The sequence below is a fragment of the uncultured Kordia sp. genome (assembly GCF_947489565.1).
Lineage (GTDB): Bacteria > Bacteroidota > Bacteroidia > Flavobacteriales > Flavobacteriaceae > Kordia.
On sequence record NZ_CANLEA010000029.1, the window covers coordinates 29,386 to 46,702 of the forward strand.

Consider the following 17,317-nt stretch of genomic DNA (forward strand, 5'->3'; position numbering starts at 1 on the left):
AACAGCTCAGAAATCAAAGTACTTCTCGATACTAAATTTTATTCTAAAATTTCACTCGAAGTGACGGTTTGAGTTTGATATGTCATTGCGAAAATTTTATAAAAATTTGTGGCAATCTGTGGTTTAAAATACAGTTTTGCGTTTGAAGTAAACAAATTGCTTCGTCATACTTCCTCGCAATAACGAAGCATAGACGAATTAATACATTGATGTATCATAAAAGTTCAACTGAAGGATCCCAAAAGTATTTGTCTAGGTTTTGAATTTGATTATCGATCACTTCTACACCTTCACTTTCCAAGAGTTGTTGCATTAAGTTTGTCCCTTGAAAATGGTGTTTTCCTGTAAGCAAGCCTTTTCTGTTTACGACACGATGTGCATGAACATCTTCGTGTTTTCCAGAGCTATTCATTGCCCAACCTACCATACGTGCGCTTCTTGCTGCACCTAAATATTTGGCAATTGCTCCGTAACTTGTGACTCTTCCATACGGAATTAAACGAGCGACTTCGTATACGCGTTCAAAGAAGTTTTGGTTTTCAGGTTTCATACAGCAGCTTCTTTATTATAAAAAATACGAACTAGCGTTACAATGACTAAAATCAGCATTAACGCACTTAAAATATGATCGGAATACTTGGAGAAATGTCCCGATTTGGATTGCGATTTGTTAAAGTAAAACACATACATGTATAACATTGCAAAAGTTCCCATACCTGTTCCTAATACAAACACAATGACATCAGGAATGGTAAATTCCATCAAGCCCGAAGTTCTCCACAAAGCGTTTAAACCCACAAAATAAGGAATTGGCAATACATTGAGCATGGCTAAGAAAATTCCTTTAAAGAAACTTCCTTTTTTACTCACCTTCACCATTCGGATTCTTTTTTCCTTTTCTTTTTTCTTTCGTGCGATGATGAAAAAGTAGATCCCCAACAATCCAAAAATCACCAAAGCAGCTTTTTCCAACACTTCAATAATTTGTTGATTATTGTACAAGTATTTGGAAATCATTACCGCAATAACTGCCTGAATTAAGACAACAATAGAAGCGCCAATAGCAAAAATAACACCATTCATTTTCCCTTTTTGCGTACTAATTTTAGCCGCAGTTATATTAATCAACCCAGGAGGCACTACACCTAAGAGTGCTGCCGAAAAGGTGATAAAAAAGAGAATAATGAGATCCGTCATTACTTAATTTTGAAGTGAATATAAGTAATTGCTTTGTTTACTTCCAAATATTGTGACTCGTAAAATGTCTGTATCTCAGTAACTTCTGTTGGACTTCCTTCATTTGTGTACACATCATGATTTGCATATAATACTTCGTGTCCCGCGCCATGCAAGAGTCCCAAAGTATACCCGTGCATAAATTCGCTATCCGTTTTTAAATGTACAGTCCCTTCAGCATTGAGTACTTTTTTGTAACGCGCTAAAAATACTTCATTCGTCATTCTGTGTTTTGTACGCTTGTATTTAATTTGCGGATCTGGGAATGTAATCCAAATTTCAGCTACTTCATTTTCTGCAAACAATCCTTCAATCAATTCTATTTGCGTTCTGATAAAGGCAACATTAGGCAATTCTTCTTCGGTAGCTGTTTTAGCTCCGCGCCAAAATCGTGCACCTTTAATATCGATTCCAATAAAGTTTTTATTTGGAAACTTTCTAGCCAAAGCCACACTATATTCACCTTTTCCACAACCCAATTCCAATACAATAGGCGCATCATTTTTAAAGAAATCACTATTCCATTTTCCTTTATACGGAAAATTTCCCTCCACAATTTCTTCTCGTGTTGGCTGTATTACATTTGAAAACGTGTCGTTTTCTCTAAAGCGTTTCAGTTTGTTTTTACTTCCCACAATAGTTTCTTAATATTTTGACAAAACTAAGGAAATCTTACAGACCTTTTAATATTCTTATCTTTGATTTTATGAAGAATTCTAAAACTGTGCTGGTAGCTCCGCTAAATTGGGGCTTAGGTCATGCAACTAGATGCATCCCACTTATTAGAGGTTTGATTGCTGAAAACTTCACGCCCATCATTGGTTCTGATGGAGTTGCACTTCAATTGTTACAAAAAGAATTTCCAGATTTAGAAACCATTACCTTGCCCGATTACCAAATTGAATACGCTAAAAAAGGAAAGAATTTTAAGTTGAAAATGCTGAAAGATTCTCCCAAAATGCTGAAAGCGATCGCTGAAGAAAAGAAGATTGTGAAGAAGTTGGTGAAAAAGCGCGATTTTTGCGGAATTATTTCTGACAATCGTTTAGGTGTGTACAGCAAAAAAGTGCCTTCTGTGTTTATTACGCATCAATTGAATGTGTTGAGTGGCGCTACAACTTGGTTTAGCAGTAAATTGCATCAAATTATTATTAAGAAGTTTGATGAATGTTGGGTTCCTGATGTTGCTGGAAAACCCAATCTTTCGGGAAAATTAGGACATTTAAAAAAGAGTTCACTTCCGCTAAAATATATTGGTCCGTTGAGTCGATTACAAGCCAAAGAAATGCCCATTGTATATGATTTAATGGTGATTTTATCTGGTCCCGAACCACAACGAACCATGCTAGAAGAAAAGCTGTTTGAAGAAGTAAAACATTTTGAAGGAAAAGTATTGTTTGTTCGTGGAAAAATTGAAGCGAAGCAAGAACATTTTCAGTTTTTAAACTGTGAAGTCTTTAATTTTATGCAAAGCGATGAACTCGAAAAAGCATTTAATGAAAGTGCTTTTGTGTTATCGCGTTCAGGATATACAACTGTGATGGATTTAGCAAAGCTGAATAAGAAAGCCTTTTTTATTCCAACACCAGGACAATTTGAACAAGAATATTTGGCAAAACGTTTACAAAAACAAAAATTAGTGCCCACTGCTACGCAGGACGATTTTTCAATTGATCAATTGGCGCGCGTTGAAGAATTTGAAGGTTTGAGTCAGTTTAATTACGAAGAAGATTACAAGGCTTTATTCCACCTTTTCCAAGGTGAATGAAAACTCAGAACCAACATCATATTCGCTTTCTACGTAAATTTTTTCATTATGAGCTTCAATGATGTGTTTTACAATAGAAAGCCCTAAACCAGAACCACCTTCACGACGTGCACGGCTTTTGTCTATACGATAAAAACGCTCAAACAATCGCGGAATATTTTCCTTTTCAATTCCTTCTCCATTATCCGTCACACGAACGATTACTTTGTTTCGAATAAGGTTTTCTATACTGATTTCTGTCGTTCCTTTTTCGCGACCATATTTGATAGAGTTTACAATCAAATTTGTAAGCACTTGCTGAATGCGTTCTTTGTCTGCAGAAACCATAATTGGATTGGCATAATTCATATCAAACGACAGTGAAATTTCCTTTTTAGCAGCTTTCATTTCCAACAATTCAAATACACTTTGCACCAATTCGATGATATCAAATTCTTCTGTATCCAGATTTAAATCGCCCGCTTCCAATCGCGTAATCATATCCAAATCTTTTACAATATAAATGAGTCGTTCTACTCCTTTCCCGGCGCGATTCAAGTATTTTTTACGAATGGCTTTGTCTTCCATCGCGCCATCTAGCAAGGTTAAAATATAGCCTTGCACCGTAAAAAGTGGTGTTTTTAATTCGTGTGAAACATTTCCAATAAATTCTTTTCGGTAGTTTTCTCGAACTTTTAAGGTTTCAATTTCCAGTTTTTTATTGGTGGCAAACTTTTCAATTTCTTTGGTCAAAGTTGCCATATCTGTCGTAATTGGATAATTGTGAAAGTCACTAACATCCAATAAAGTCACATCGTCATATATTTTTTTCACTCTTTTATAGATGAATCGCTCCACACGAAACTGAATAATAAAAAAGCAAAATGCAAAGCTTGTCACAAAAAATAATATAGGAACTACTACATAGTTTTTTATCTCAAAAAAGAATAGCAAAGCTACTAAGATCGATGTTGTAAATAAGGTAATATACAACGATGAGCGCAATGCAAAACGATATGATTTTTTAAGTTTTCTAGTCATTCTTTTACCCGACAATCGAGCTTTAAAAGCTACGAGATTCACCTCAACACTTTGTTGATTTTTTTAAGACATCTCGTAAATTTACTAAAAGGTAATTTGGTTTATTGTACGTACTTGTATCCTACTCCTTTTACCGTTTTAAAGTGATTTTCGCCAATTTTCTCTCTTAATTTACGAATATGCACATCAATAGTTCTTCCACCAACAATTACTTCATTTCCCCAAACTTTATCTAAAATCTCTTCTCTTTTAAATACTTTTCCTGGACGTGATGCTAATAAAGACAACAATTCAAACTCTTTTCTTGGTAAGATAATTTCTGTACCTTCTTTTTCAATTTTGTACTCTTCTCTATTAATTACGATGTTTCCAACAGTAACAATTTGTGGGTTTTCATCGTCATTTTTCAATCTGCGAAGCAATGCTTTTACCTTACTTACCAATACTTTTGGTTTGATCGGTTTTGTGATATAATCATCGGCTCCAGCATCAAAACCAGCTACTTGCGAATAATCTTCTCCTCTAGCCGTCAAAAATGTAATAATGGTATTGGCCAAGCTGCTATCTTTTCTAATATTTTCACAGGCTTCTATTCCGTCCATTTCTGGCATCATGACATCCATAATGATTAAATGTGGCTTTACTTTTTTTGCTTTTGCAATCGCTTCTACACCATTTGCAGCAGTTGATAGTTGGTATCCTTCAGAAGATAAATTATATCCTACAATTTCTAAAATATCTGGCTCATCATCGACAAGTAATATTTTAATATCCTTTTTTTTCATTGTGTACTGTTTTAGTTTAAGTAGTTGATTTTGTTTTTATTATATCTTCTTTCAATTAAATACAACTCCACAAAAGTAAATATAAAATTAATTATTGAAAGCTGTTAACACTCTTTTAATATCATAACATTAAGCTAACATACATATTACAAAGTTTTAACCTGCAAGTAACACCATCTTTACATGCTCAGCATTTCTTTGCGCTGTGAAATAAAAACTTAGATGAGACAAAAAATTACACTTACGATTCTCCTATTGCTTGTTTGCTTTTTAGGATATGCTCAAAACGGTTCTATTGTTGGAAAAGTTCTTGACAAAGAAGTTAATAACGAACCATTACCTTTTTCTAATATTTCCATAAAAGGAACAACTAAAGGTACTACTTCAGATTTAGATGGACTGTACCAAATTACAGAAGTTGCTCCAGGAACGTATACATTGGTTGTTAGTTTTGTGGGATACAAAACACAAGAAATTCCTAATGTAGTTGTGAATGCTGGAAAAATAACAAACGTAGATGTGATTTTAGCGGTGAATGCTGCTAGCTTAGATGCCATTGTAATTACAGCAACAACTAGAAAGGTTTCGGAAGCTGCTACCTTATTAGAGCAAAAGAAATCTAAAGATATCAAACAAATTATTGGTGCAGAAGAATTGGCGCGTAAAGGTGTGAGTGATGCTGCTGGTGCCGTAACTAAAATTTCTGGTGTTTCTAAACAAGAAGGATCAAGCAATGTATATGTACGTGGGTTGGGTGATCGTTACTTAAATACAACTTTTAATGGATTGCCATTACCATCAAACGACATTAACAAAAAGAATATTGAGTTAAGTTTATTTGCTTCTGATGTAATTGAAAATGTATCTATTAGCAAAGCGTATTCTGGACAACAATATGGTGATTTTGCTGCGGGTAATGTAAATATCAATTCTAAAGATTATAAAGGAAAAGGATATTTGGAAGCGTTTGCGGGAACAAGTGTAAACACAAATGCAATCGGAGAAAATTTTGTAGTGAGTGAAGGTTCTGGTTTCTTCGGAGATTATGCACGACACCAACAAAATCCGTTTGCTGTAATCTTATCTCACGGTGTTGACCCGGAAGATGTAAGTGCTCCGATCAATGTAAACTTTGGAATTTCTGGAGGAAAATCATGGGATTTTGAAGACGAATCACGTTTAAGTGTTTTCGGAACAGTTTCTTTTGAAAACGGATACGAATACCGAAGAGGAGAAGCTACTGATTTTACAACGGTTGAAAAGAAAGCTTTCCAAGATGCAGAAGAGTTTGAATACAGTACTACAACGACTGCTATGGGAACTGTAAACTACAAAATAAACGATAAGAATAAATTAAAATTCAACTCATTATTTATCAACAGTTCTACAAACGAAGTTGGATATTTTGGTATTGATGGAAAAGGTAGAAACCGAGATGCGATTTTAAATACGGATGAAGGTTTTTATCAAATGAACGCACAGTTTGATCAAAATCAAGTATTTGTAAACCAAATAATCGGTAATCATAAAAACGATAAAGTTGAAGTTGATTGGGCAGCAGGATACAATTTAGTATATGCAAAGCAACCAGACAGAAAGCGTATTAGTATTGAAAACTATCAATTTGCTTTAGATAACGATCCTACTACAAATCCAACGTTTTTTAGCAATGTAGCTTTTGACAATCAGCGTTATTTCCAAGATATTGATGATACTGAATTTAACGGACGTATTAATTTAGCATATACCGTAAACGAAAACTTCAAATTAAACTTTGGTTACAACGGAAGAAGTAAAGAACGTAATTTTGAAAACATCCGTTACGGATATGATATTGTTGATTCAGATTTCGAAATCACAGATGTAAACAATTTGAATAGCATTTTCAATATTGGAAACTTCAATTCAGATGGCGGAGCAATCTATGATATTAAAGTTATCAAGTCAATTGCTGATTTAGGAAATACAAACAGACCTGGATTGGCTGAAAACACATATACTGGTAATTTAGATTTATTTGCTGGATATGCGGATGCTGAAATTAAATCAGAAAAATGGTTAATTGTTCCTGGGATTCGTGTTGAATCTTTCGATCAAAGTATCGCATACGACGTTATTAACTTAGGAAACAATGGAAACTCTAGCAGAAGTGCTTATGAAAACTTCATCTTACCTAGTTTAAATGTAAAATATGCATTAACAGAAGAGCAAAACATTCGTTTCTCTGCAAGTAGAACAGTTTCATTACCAGAATTTAAAGAAACTGCTCCTTTTGTATACATTGATGTAACTAACAGAATTGGTGGTAACCCTGATTTATTAGGTGCAACAGATGCTTCATTTATCAATGTAAGTGATAAATCATACTCAAACGTAATCAACTTCGATTTAAAATACGAGTGGTTCTTTGGAAAAGGAGAAATCTTTTCTGTATCTGCTTTCGGAAAACAAATTTCTGATCCTGTAAACCGTGTAGTTGCTTTTGATGCTACAGGAACACAACGTTACTTTAGAACAGGTGAAAAAGCAAATGTATATGGAGTTGAACTTGAAATTAGAAAGAACTTGCTACAAAACGAAGAGGAAGAAACATTACTTTCTGCAGGGTTAAACACAACAATCATGCACACAAAGCAAGACTTATATAACGAAATTGCGGGTACATATAGTGTAAGTTTCAGAGAAAATGAAGAACAATTACAAGGTGCTTCTCCATTCATTATCAATGCAGATGTAAGCTACTCTCCTACTTTTGGAAAGTACAAGCCAACAGGAAACTTAGTATTCTCTTATTTCTCAGACAGAATTGACGCTTTAGGTTCTGGACAATTAGGAAACATTATTGAAAAAGGTGTTCCAACATTAGATTTCATCTTAAAAAATAAAATCACTGACAAGTTTGAAGTAAACTTCAGCATCAAAAACATATTAAATCCAGATATCAAATTCGTTCGTGAAACAACTGGTGGAGACGTTCTAGTAACTTCAACAAATGGAAAAGGTGTTTCAGGGTTTGACAGAGGAAGAAACATAGGATTACAATTAAAATATAAATTCTAAACAATAACAACACAACTAAAAAAAATTAACAAAAAATGAAAAATTACTTAGTACTTGGATTAGCACTTGTAGGTCTTTTAAGCACTACTTCTTGTGCTTCAGATGACACAGCTGACATCAACATTACAAACAACGGAGGAACTACAAATCCTACCACACCAGGAACCATATTATTATCTGGAACTTACACAGAAGACTTAGATTTAGATGCTAATAACACTTACAAAATAAACGGATCATTAATCATGGCTACAGGTACTACATTACGTGTACCAGCTGGTATGACAATTGAAGCTTTGGCTGCAGGATCTGATGTATATGTTGCTATTTCTCAAGGAGCAGCAATTGAAGCTATTGGTACTTCAAGTGATCCAATTGTTTTTACTTCTGATGCTTCTGCACCTGGCGCTGGAGATTGGGGAGGATTAATTATCTTAGGAAGTGCTCCTATCAATTCTGTTGCTGGAAATGCTACAGCAACTTCTGAAATTGCTAGTTTACCTTACGGTGGAACGGACACTGCTGACAACTCTGGAGTATTACGTTATGTACGTGTACAATATTCTGGTGGATCAGCAGATGGACAATCAGAAAACAACGGAATCTCTTTCTACGGAGTTGGAAACGGAACAACAGTTGAATACGTTCAAGTATTTGAAGGAAAAGACGACGGATTTGAGTTCTTTGGTGGAACTGTAAATGCTGATTACATTTCTGTAGTAGGCGCACAAGATGATTCTATCGACTGGACAGAAGGATATACTGGAACAATCACAAATGCATATGTAAAGCACGGAGCTGATCATGATAAAGGAATCGAAGCTGATGGTTTCAACACAGATATCGGAAACAACTCTAGCCCAATCTTTTTCTCTGCTCCAACTGTAAACAACCTTACAATTATCGGTTTAGGTTCTGCAAACAGTAGTGAAGCAGTACGCTTAAGAGCTGGAACAAGAGCGATGTTCAACAACGTAGTATTAGAAGGATACGGAGAAGGATTTGACTTAGACGGAAATGATACTGATAGCCCAACGGGAGCTGGAGTAACTAGTGGAGATACTCAAGTAACAGATATCACTTTTACTGACATTACTACAAAAGTTAAAAATGATACGGGAGTTATGTTTACAGAAGCTGATTTAATCGCAGGTGACGGAAACGGAACTGGAACTGACTATGCTACTTGGGGAGCTGGTTGGACTGTAGGAAACTAATTTCAAAAAAAACATACACGTAAAAAAGCGCCTTCAAACAAAGGCGCTTTTTTTATATACATACATTAATAGTTTTGTTATCAAATGGTTAAAACAAGGTACAAATACGTAAGTTAGCTTCTGTAATTCATGTTCTTTTGTATATTTGCACCATATATTATTATAAATAGTTAAAATATAACGTATGATGAAAAATTACTTTTTATTAGTTGCATTACTAATCTCTTCTTTGTCTTTTGGACAAGTTTTAGAAGAGAATTTCGATTATGGAATGACAAATGGAGACTTGACTGCAGCTAGTGGAGGTGCATGGGCTCAGCACTCAGGTTCTGCAGACCCAGTACAATATGTGGCAACGCCAAGTTTGACAATGACAGGATATCCTTCATCAGGAATCGGTGGACATGCATCAGTTTCTGGAACTTCTCAAGATGTGAACAGATCTTTTACAGGTATTTCATCTGGAACAGTATATGGAAGTGCGCTCGTAAACTTAAGTGCTGTAGGTAGTGGAAACTATTTTCTACACTTTAATATTGCTGGTGGTTTTACTACAAGAGTTGGAGCAAGAGATGATGGAAGTGGTGGTGTACAATTCGGTATTGAAACAGATAGCTCTACCTTAGTATACGGAACAACTTCATACGCTTTGAACACTACATACCTTTTAGTGTTCTCTTATGAGGTTTCTACGGGAGTATCTAACTTACACGTTTTATCAGCAGTAACTGCTACAGAACCAGCAATGCCAGAAACTACAAATACTGGAGCTACTGGTAGAACTATTAGCGCAATTGCTATCCGTCAATCAAGTAACATTCCTACGTTCCTTATAGATGGAGTTCGTGTTGCTGAAAGCTGGAACGAAATCATGAACAACTCTACAGTACCTTCTTTAAGTATTGTAACACCAGCTAATAATGCACTTTTCGATCCAGGAACATCTAATGTTGATATTACTTTTACAACACAAAATATTGATTTAATGGTTGCTGGAAACCAAGTAAATATAACAGTTGATGCGAATCCTACTGATGCAGATGTTTCTAGTCCTTACAGTATTACTACGATGGATGGTGGAATATACGGTGTAACTGTTGAATTGTTGGAAAACAATATCGTAATTGACACAAAAACAGTAGCATTTTCTGTATCAAACATTACACAAGTAAATAACATCACTGAGTTACGTGCTGGAACTTTAGGAGGATTTTACGAATTAAATGGTGAAGCTTTAATCTCTTACATTGTTACTGAAAACACTAGAAATCAAAAGTATATTCAAGATGCTGATGCAGGAATCTTAATTGATGATACTGCAGGAACATTAAGTGCTCCATTAAATATTGGAGACGGAATTATCGGATTGCAAGGTCAATTATCTCAATTTGGTGGTGTACTTCAATTTGTACCAAGTGCTAACGTACCTGGAGCATCTTCTACTGGAAATACAATCAATCCTCTATTTGTAACTGCTAACGAATTAGCTACAAACGGAGAGTCATACGAAAGTAGATTGATCAGAGTATTAAATGTTGAGTTTTCTGATGTGGGAATGTTTGCAGACAATACAAACTACACAGTAACTACTTCTGGTGGTACAGATACAACTGTATGTAGAGTTTCTTTTGGTGATGAAGATTTAATTGGAACTACAATTCCAGCAGTACCAGCTGATATTATTGGTTTAGGTGGTGAGTTCAACGGAACATACCAAGTATTACCAAGATATGCTAGTGATATTGACACTACGTTAAGTACTGAAGAATTTGGAACTACTGAATTCAGCATGTATCCAAATCCTGCTACTGGAAACACGATTACAATTGCTTCTGCATCAAATAATACAAAAGATGTACAAGTATATAGCATCCTTGGAAAGCAAGTAATCAATACTACAATTACAAATACATTAAATATTGCTGATTTACAATCAGGAGTATATGTAGTTAAAATTACAAATAACGGTAAATCGACAACTAAGAAATTAGTGATCAAGTAATTTTACCAAACACATAACATACAAAAAAGCATCTTGAGTTTTCAAGATGCTTTTTTTTAATTTTATACTTTTGCAGCCTAGTTTGCACAAAAAATGAATTCCAATCCTATTTTCAATATAAAAGACGAAGCTACTTTTGAAGCGTTGACGTTTCAAACATTTCAGCATCAATTTGAAAATAATCGTACCTACCGATCGTTTTGCGATTTGCTATACGTGCATCCAAGTGATATTACAAAAATTGAAGACATTCCGTTTCTTCCTATACAATTTTTTAAATCACACGAAATTGTTTCCAATACACATCCAATTCAAGAAACATTTACAAGTTCGGGCACAACAGGAAGCACACCTAGCAAACATCTTGTAACAGACTTGTCTATTTACGAAGAAAGTTACCGCAAAGGATTTGAATACTTCTATGGAAATATTGAAGATTATGTCATTTTAGCCTTATTGCCGAATTATTTAGAACGAAAAGGCTCCTCGTTAATCTACATGGCAAACGATCTTATAAAACGCAGTAAACAGCCTGAAAGCGGATTTTATTTACATGATTTAAAAGCATTGACTGAACAACTCATCCAACTTGATCAGCAAGGAAAAAAAGTATTGTTAATTGGTGTTTCTTTTGCTTTATTAGATTTGATTGAAACCACTCAGTTTCAACTCAAAAACACCATCATTATGGAAACTGGCGGCATGAAAGGTCGTAGAAAAGAAATGATTCGTGCAGAATTGCATCAACAACTTTGTGAAGGTTTTGGTGTTGAAAAAATTCACTCCGAATATGGCATGACCGAATTGCTCTCGCAAGGCTACTCTAAAGGAAATGGTATTTTTGAAATGCCGCCATGGATGAAACTCTACACACGCGATCCTGAAGATGCTTTAACCATTCAACCTAATGGAAAATCTGGCGGAATCAACGTGATTGATTTGGCAAATATCAACTCATGTGCCTTTATTGCTACGCAAGATTTAGGAAAAATACATCCTGATGGAACTTTTGAAATTCTCGGTCGTTTTGATCATTCAGACATCAGAGGTTGCAATTTGATGGTATTTTAATCTCAAAAAATAGTCATACCTATATTTAGCAAAATATCCCTATCTTGATAGTATCCAACAACCTAACTATCAACCACTAAAAAGTATGTCAAAAACTCTTATTGAAATTGCCAAGGTTTCAGCACTGAAAGAAAAAGAACCTGCGCACGCATTAGCCTTAAATACTGATTTAGTCATTATAAAATACGAAGAAAACATCTCTATCCTTTACGGAAGATGTTTGCATCGTGGCGCCCTAATGGCTGATGGTTTTATACAAGGAAACAACCTCATCTGCGGATTGCATGGTTGGGATTATCGATATGATACTGGCGTAAGCGAGTACAACGACGAAGAAAAACTACACAAGTTTACCACACATATTGATGGTGATACTGTTTCGGTTGACAAAGCTGAAATAGAAGCATTTCAAATCGAACATCCGCAACCGTTTCAACGAGACGAATACCTTGGAACCTACGCAGATACGCATCCTGAAGCTACAGAACCATATACAGGTTTTATTAAAGAATTGGCTAAAAACGGACTTAAAAACTACGGTCATCACGGACCATCTTCCTCTATGGGTGTTGATAGAAATACCTTGCCTAAATGGGAAGACATTCAATTTTTACCTGCGCAACTTTCCAAACGTCCTCTATTAGACCATGAAGACGTACAAACACAAGTTATTATTGGCGCAAGAGCGAAAAAACCATTGCATTTAGAAATGCCAGTTTTTGTATCTGATATGAGTTTTGGAGCCTTATCAAGAGAAGCAAAAGTAGCATTATCGAAAGGTGCCGAATTGAGCGGAACAGGAATTTGTTCTGGTGAAGGCGGAATGCTTCCAGAAGAACAAGCGAACAATTCACGCTATTTTTATGAACTAGCTTCTGGAAAATTTGGATTCTCTTGGGAGAAAGTAAAAAAAGCACAAGCATTTCACTTTAAAGGCGGACAAGGAGCCAAAACAGGAACAGGTGGACATTTGCCCGGAAGTAAAGTCACCAAAGAAATTGCAGAAGTCCGTGGATTAAAAGAAGGAGAAGCTGCCATTTCACCGGCTGCATTTCCAGATTTATTTACGGTAAATGATTTTAAAGCTTTTGCCGAAGAAGTACGCAAACAAACAGACGGCATTCCGATAGGTTTTAAAATTGCCGCAAGTAGAATTGAAGAAGACATAGACTTTGCACTGGCCGTTGGTGTAGATTATATCATTTTAGATGGTCGCGGTGGCGGAACAGGTTCAGCGCCAAATATTTTACGAAACAATATCAATGTTCCAACTATTCCTGCATTGGCCAGAGCTAGAAAACATTTAGATACTATTAGTGCAAAAGATGTCACTTTAGTGATTACAGGCGGTCTGCGAGTTGCTGAAGATTTTGCCAAAGCGATGATGCTTGGTGCAGATGCTATTGCAGTGTCAAATGCCGCTTTGCAAGCTATTGGATGTTTAGGTATGCGCGCTTGCGGAAGCAATAATTGTCCTGTTGGAATTGCGACACAGAAAGAAAACTTACGTGCGCGTCTTATGATAGATCAATCTGCGAAACAATTACATAACTTTTTTACAGCTTCTAACGATCTTTTAAAAGTGGTAGCAAGATCTTGTGGACATGACGATATTAAGAAGTTCAATTTTTCAGATTTAAGCACACTAAATTTAGAAATGCACAGACTTACAGGAATACCATATGCTGGCGTGAATCCATAATATCATGGTTTTTATACGATTGAACTGTAAGGCTTATGATAGTAAAACGAACAAACTAGTAAGTTTAACGTCTTATTAGTTTATTATTTAATAAAATCAAAGCCCTAAATATGATCCTACTACACATATTTAGGGCTATTTATTTTAAAAATCTTTGATAAAGCACTTCTCGATACAATTTTTCTTCATTTCATTACAAAAAATCACTCGAAGTGACATCTGCAATATCTAAAATTAAAGACAACACAAGACGAATCAATAATCTAAAAGACGAAGTCGAACTTTTTGATTGAAGATTTGAAACAGATGAATTTGTTTGTTAGAGAACATTCTAACTTGTATAAGATACCTTTAAAGTAAAAACAAAGATGAGCTATTACCAAAGAAACAGATTGCCACGTCGCTATACTTCTCGCAATGACGTATCAATAGGTCTAAAATCTAGTAGCGAAGCGATCTAATATCTAACAGCGAAAGCGCATCTAACCTTCTAAAAGCAGTGCGTGTCTAAAAATCTACTTTACAATTAGCAAGAAATTCTTTTTCTTTCCACGTTGAATGGTTACGAACTTATCATTGATTAAATCTGCCGTAGTGATTTTATAATCTTCTTTTACTTTCGTTTTATTGACTGCCACAGAATTTTCTTTTAAGGCTCTTCGTGCATCTCCGTTAGAAGCTAAAAACTTAGTTTTAGCAGACAAAGCTGCAATCATATCCATACCAGCTTCAATATCAGCACGCTCAATTTCCGCTTGTGGTACACCTTCAAAAACATCCAATAAAGTTTGCTCATCCAATTGCTTAAAATCTTCTGCTGTCGATTTTCCAAACAGAATATTTGTAGCCTTTTTTACGTTTTCTAAATCTTCTTTACTATGTACCAACGTTGTTACTTCTTCAGCTAAACGCTTTTGTAAAACTCGTAAATGTGGTGTTTCTGTATGTTCTGCAATCAATGCATCAACCGTTTCTTTATCTAAAAACGTAAAGATTTTAATGTATTTTTCTGCATCTGCATCCGAAGCATTCAGCCAGAATTGGTAAAAACGGTACACAGAAGTTTTATCAGCATCTAGCCAAATATTTCCACCAGCCGTTTTTCCAAACTTAGAACCATCTGCTTTGGTGATTAGCGGACAGGTCATCGCATAAGCTTTAGAAGCTTCGTCGTTCATTCTACGCACTAATTCTGTCCCTGTGGTAATATTTCCCCATTGATCCGATCCACCCATTTGTAATAAGCAATTGTGTTCTTTGTGCAAATGGTAAAAATCGTATCCTTGAATCAATTGGTATGTAAACTCTGTAAACGACATACCTGCACCTTCACTCGATACACGTTTTTTCACAGAATCTTTTGCCATCATGTAGTTTACAGTAATTCGCTTTCCAACATCACGCGCAAAATCGATAAAAGAGAAATCTTTCATCCAATCGTAATTATTCACTAAAATTGGTGCATTATTTTCTTCAGAATTAAAATCTAAAAAACGAGACAATACACGTTTGATTCCAGCCACATTATGATTCAAAATATCTTCTGTCAATAAATTACGCTCATCCGACTTTCCTGATGGATCCCCAATCATTCCAGTAGCGCCACCAACCAAAGCAATTGGCTTGTGTCCAGACTTATACAAATGCATTAACAAAATAATAGGCACTAAACTTCCAATGTGTAATGAATCTGATGTTGGGTCAAATCCAATATACGCAGTCGTCATTTCCTTATTCAATTGTTCTTCTGTTCCTGGCATGATATCGTGTATCATTCCTCTCCAACGTAATTCTTCTACTAAATTGCTATTCATTGTATATTCTTTTAAAGCTCCGCAAAGATATAAAAGTGAAAAGAAAAAAGTTTATTTTAGTAGCATGATATTAGTCACTGGAGGAACTGGATTGGTTGGTGCACATTTATTGGCACATTTGACCCAAACAGAATCACGTATTCGAGCCATTTATAGAACGTCTGAAAAACTGGAAACTGTCAAAACGGTATTTGGATATTATTTTGAAGATGTTTCTTATTTTTATGATAAGATTGAATGGCATAAAGCCGATGTTATTGATGTTCCTTCTTTGGAAAAAGTATTTCCAGAGGTCACGCATGTCTATCATGTTGCGGCACTGATTACCTTTGATCCGAAATTGTTTGAAAATCTCCGTAAAGTCAATATTGAAGGAACTGCCAATATGGTGAATTTGTCCATTGCATATGGCGTGAAAAAATTCTGTTTTGTAAGTTCTATTGCAGCTATTGGCGAAAATACAGATCCTACAATTCCTATCACCGAAGAAACTCATTGGAATGCAGAAGCCGATAATAGCGTGTATGCTATTTCCAAATACGGTTCTGAAATGGAAGTTTGGCGCGGTTCGCAAGAAGGTTTGGATATGGTGATTGTAAATCCTGCGATTATTTTAGGTGCTGGATTTTGGCGCGGTGGCGGAAGCGGTTCGTTGTTTAGAAAAATTGACAAAGGACTAAAATATTACACCAAAGGAATTTTAAGCTATGTGGATGTGCTTGATGTCGTTTCTGTGATGATTCAACTGATGAAGAGCGATATTAAAAACCAACGTTTTATTCTGGTTGCAGAAAATTGGACTGTGGAAAAGTTTTCCAAAACAACAGCCAAAGCATTGCAAGTACAAGCTCCCAAAAAAGAAGCGAGTTCCTTTTTATTGGGAATTGCTTGGCGTATGGATTGGTGGCGACAGTTTTTTACAGGAAAATATCGTAGGTTGACGCGACTGACGGCAAAATCGATTCAATCGAAAACTACTTATGATAATAGTAAAATTAAAGAAACATTGAATTTTACCTTTACACCGATGGAAGAAACTATTGCGCGTGTGAGTAAGCGTTATAAAGAAAATAAATAAAGTGCTTCGAGAAATATTCACATATATTAAACCTGCAATTCCTTCGATTATAATATTTGCAGTCATTATTTATTTCGATTTCTACATCATGACTCCTCATATAAGAAATCAATATTTAATTAAAGACACTGTGAATTTTGAATATAATTATTGGACGTTCTTTTTTATAGGTGCAGGAATTATATATGTTTTAATACTAATTAGAGCATTGATTATTGAGAAATGCACAAAAAAGAATGTTCGCGTAGAAGTTATTTTTTCAATCTTCCCTGCATTATTTCTTGCTTTTTTATTAGATGGTTTTATTGAAAGAACTGTGCTATATACCAATACCTTCTATTTATCTGAAAATATACAACAAGATTATAAAGTCAAAAGAGACAAAAGACTCCACTTACTAAGTAATGATGGATTTATTATTATTAGACAAAAAGAATTGTCTTCAATTGAAACGATCCGAAAAGAAAAAAATCTTCCTTCTATATACGACTTAAAAGATGGAGACACCATCCGCGTAGATTTTGCCAAAGGCTATTTAGACATCAAATATTTAAAATAGTTTGA

The 17,317-nt window shown here is 35.1% G+C and carries 14 protein-coding genes; 8 read left to right on the forward strand and 6 right to left on the reverse strand.

Features of this window, described 5'->3' with window-relative positions:
* Positions 1 to 214: 214 nt before the first annotated feature.
* The 3 genes from Q0845_RS25440 to trmB are packed head-to-tail and all read right to left on the reverse strand — an operon-like array spanning position 215 to position 1,871.
* Positions 215 to 550: an MGMT family protein gene (locus Q0845_RS25440; RefSeq protein ID WP_298520110.1), complete on the reverse strand. Its 336-nt coding sequence runs from the start codon at positions 548 to 550 to the stop codon at positions 215 to 217.
* Positions 547 to 1,197 (reverse strand): LysE family transporter, encoded by a 651-nt coding sequence (locus tag Q0845_RS25445; RefSeq protein ID WP_298520112.1) that lies wholly within the window; start codon positions 1,195 to 1,197, stop codon positions 547 to 549. Before Q0845_RS25445 ends, Q0845_RS25440 begins: the two co-directional genes overlap by 4 nt.
* The gene (gene trmB, locus Q0845_RS25450) at positions 1,197 to 1,871 is read right to left on the reverse strand and encodes a tRNA (guanosine(46)-N7)-methyltransferase TrmB (protein WP_298520115.1); all 675 of its coding nucleotides are present in this window, start codon (positions 1,869 to 1,871) and stop codon (positions 1,197 to 1,199) included. The genes Q0845_RS25445 and trmB overlap by 1 nt, the downstream gene beginning before the upstream one ends.
* Positions 1,872 to 1,942: 71 nt before the next feature.
* Between trmB and Q0845_RS25455 the strand changes: the two genes are divergently transcribed.
* Positions 1,943 to 3,004, forward strand: a complete 1,062-nt coding sequence (locus Q0845_RS25455) for a glycosyltransferase (protein ID WP_298520118.1) — start codon at positions 1,943 to 1,945, stop codon at positions 3,002 to 3,004.
* Here the strand turns inward: Q0845_RS25455 and Q0845_RS25460 are convergent.
* Together Q0845_RS25460 and Q0845_RS25465 are read right to left on the reverse strand one after the other, a co-directional pair.
* Positions 2,978 to 4,024 (reverse strand): ATP-binding protein, encoded by a 1,047-nt coding sequence (locus Q0845_RS25460; RefSeq protein ID WP_298520121.1) that lies wholly within the window; start codon positions 4,022 to 4,024, stop codon positions 2,978 to 2,980. The genes Q0845_RS25455 and Q0845_RS25460 overlap by 27 nt on opposite strands.
* 101 nt (positions 4,025 to 4,125) lie before the next feature.
* Positions 4,126 to 4,809, reverse strand: a complete 684-nt coding sequence (locus Q0845_RS25465; protein WP_298520125.1) for a response regulator transcription factor — start codon at positions 4,807 to 4,809, stop codon at positions 4,126 to 4,128.
* Positions 4,810 to 5,031: 222 nt separating this feature from the next.
* Between Q0845_RS25465 and Q0845_RS25470 the strand changes: the two genes are divergently transcribed.
* The 5 genes from Q0845_RS25470 to Q0845_RS25490 all read left to right on the forward strand — a co-directional run bounded on the left by Q0845_RS25470 (position 5,032) and on the right by Q0845_RS25490 (position 13,861).
* Positions 5,032 to 7,869, forward strand: a complete 2,838-nt coding sequence (locus tag Q0845_RS25470) for a TonB-dependent receptor (protein ID WP_298520128.1) — start codon at positions 5,032 to 5,034, stop codon at positions 7,867 to 7,869.
* A gap of 35 nt (positions 7,870 to 7,904) precedes the next feature.
* Entirely contained in the window at positions 7,905 to 9,086 is a 1,182-nt protein-coding gene (locus Q0845_RS25475; protein ID WP_298520130.1) for a multidrug transporter, read from the forward strand.
* A gap of 184 nt (positions 9,087 to 9,270) precedes the next feature.
* Entirely contained in the window at positions 9,271 to 11,088 is a 1,818-nt protein-coding gene (locus Q0845_RS25480; RefSeq protein ID WP_298520133.1) for a T9SS type A sorting domain-containing protein, read from the forward strand.
* Positions 11,089 to 11,181: 93 nt separating this feature from the next.
* Positions 11,182 to 12,159 (forward strand): acyl transferase, encoded by a 978-nt coding sequence (locus Q0845_RS25485; protein WP_298520136.1) that lies wholly within the window; start codon positions 11,182 to 11,184, stop codon positions 12,157 to 12,159.
* 85 nt (positions 12,160 to 12,244) lie between these two features.
* Entirely contained in the window at positions 12,245 to 13,861 is a 1,617-nt protein-coding gene (locus Q0845_RS25490; RefSeq protein WP_298520139.1) for a glutamate synthase-related protein, read from the forward strand.
* A 515-nt stretch (positions 13,862 to 14,376) separates the two neighbouring features.
* Here Q0845_RS25490 and tyrS read toward each other — a convergent pair.
* Positions 14,377 to 15,675, reverse strand: coding sequence for a tyrosine--tRNA ligase (gene tyrS / locus Q0845_RS25495; protein ID WP_298520142.1), 1,299 nt, complete (start codon positions 15,673 to 15,675; stop codon positions 14,377 to 14,379).
* A 64-nt stretch (positions 15,676 to 15,739) separates the two neighbouring features.
* On the opposite strand from tyrS, the gene Q0845_RS25500 reads away from it, so the two are divergent.
* Together Q0845_RS25500 and Q0845_RS25505 are read left to right on the forward strand one after the other, a co-directional pair.
* Positions 15,740 to 16,753 (forward strand): NAD-dependent epimerase/dehydratase family protein, encoded by a 1,014-nt coding sequence (locus Q0845_RS25500; protein ID WP_298520145.1) that lies wholly within the window; start codon positions 15,740 to 15,742, stop codon positions 16,751 to 16,753.
* An 88-nt stretch (positions 16,754 to 16,841) separates the two neighbouring features.
* Positions 16,842 to 17,312, forward strand: coding sequence for a hypothetical protein (locus tag Q0845_RS25505; RefSeq protein ID WP_298520147.1), 471 nt, complete (start codon positions 16,842 to 16,844; stop codon positions 17,310 to 17,312).
* Positions 17,313 to 17,317 lie beyond the last annotated feature (5 nt).

Bases quoted from the DNA above. Each gene is read 5' to 3' on its own strand.
- Q0845_RS25490 (WP_298520139.1), top strand. From the start codon at position 12,245: ATGTCAAAAACTCTTATTGAAATTGCCAAGGTTTCAGCACTGAAAGAA.
- Q0845_RS25505 (WP_298520147.1), top strand. From the start codon at position 16,842: ATGACTCCTCATATAAGAAATCAATATTTAATTAAAGACACTGTGAAT.
- Q0845_RS25440 (WP_298520110.1), bottom strand. From the start codon at position 550: ATGAAACCTGAAAACCAAAACTTCTTTGAACGCGTATACGAAGTCGCT.
- Q0845_RS25500 (WP_298520145.1), top strand. From the start codon at position 15,740: ATGATATTAGTCACTGGAGGAACTGGATTGGTTGGTGCACATTTATTG.
- Q0845_RS25465 (WP_298520125.1), bottom strand. From the start codon at position 4,809: ATGAAAAAAAAGGATATTAAAATATTACTTGTCGATGATGAGCCAGAT.
- Q0845_RS25480 (WP_298520133.1), top strand. From the start codon at position 9,271: ATGATGAAAAATTACTTTTTATTAGTTGCATTACTAATCTCTTCTTTG.
- Q0845_RS25470 (WP_298520128.1), top strand. From the start codon at position 5,032: ATGAGACAAAAAATTACACTTACGATTCTCCTATTGCTTGTTTGCTTT.
- Q0845_RS25475 (WP_298520130.1), top strand. From the start codon at position 7,905: ATGAAAAATTACTTAGTACTTGGATTAGCACTTGTAGGTCTTTTAAGC.
- Q0845_RS25460 (WP_298520121.1), bottom strand. From the start codon at position 4,024: ATGACTAGAAAACTTAAAAAATCATATCGTTTTGCATTGCGCTCATCG.
- Q0845_RS25445 (WP_298520112.1), bottom strand. From the start codon at position 1,197: ATGACGGATCTCATTATTCTCTTTTTTATCACCTTTTCGGCAGCACTC.
- Q0845_RS25485 (WP_298520136.1), top strand. From the start codon at position 11,182: ATGAATTCCAATCCTATTTTCAATATAAAAGACGAAGCTACTTTTGAA.
- tyrS (WP_298520142.1), bottom strand. From the start codon at position 15,675: ATGAATAGCAATTTAGTAGAAGAATTACGTTGGAGAGGAATGATACAC.
- Q0845_RS25455 (WP_298520118.1), top strand. From the start codon at position 1,943: ATGAAGAATTCTAAAACTGTGCTGGTAGCTCCGCTAAATTGGGGCTTA.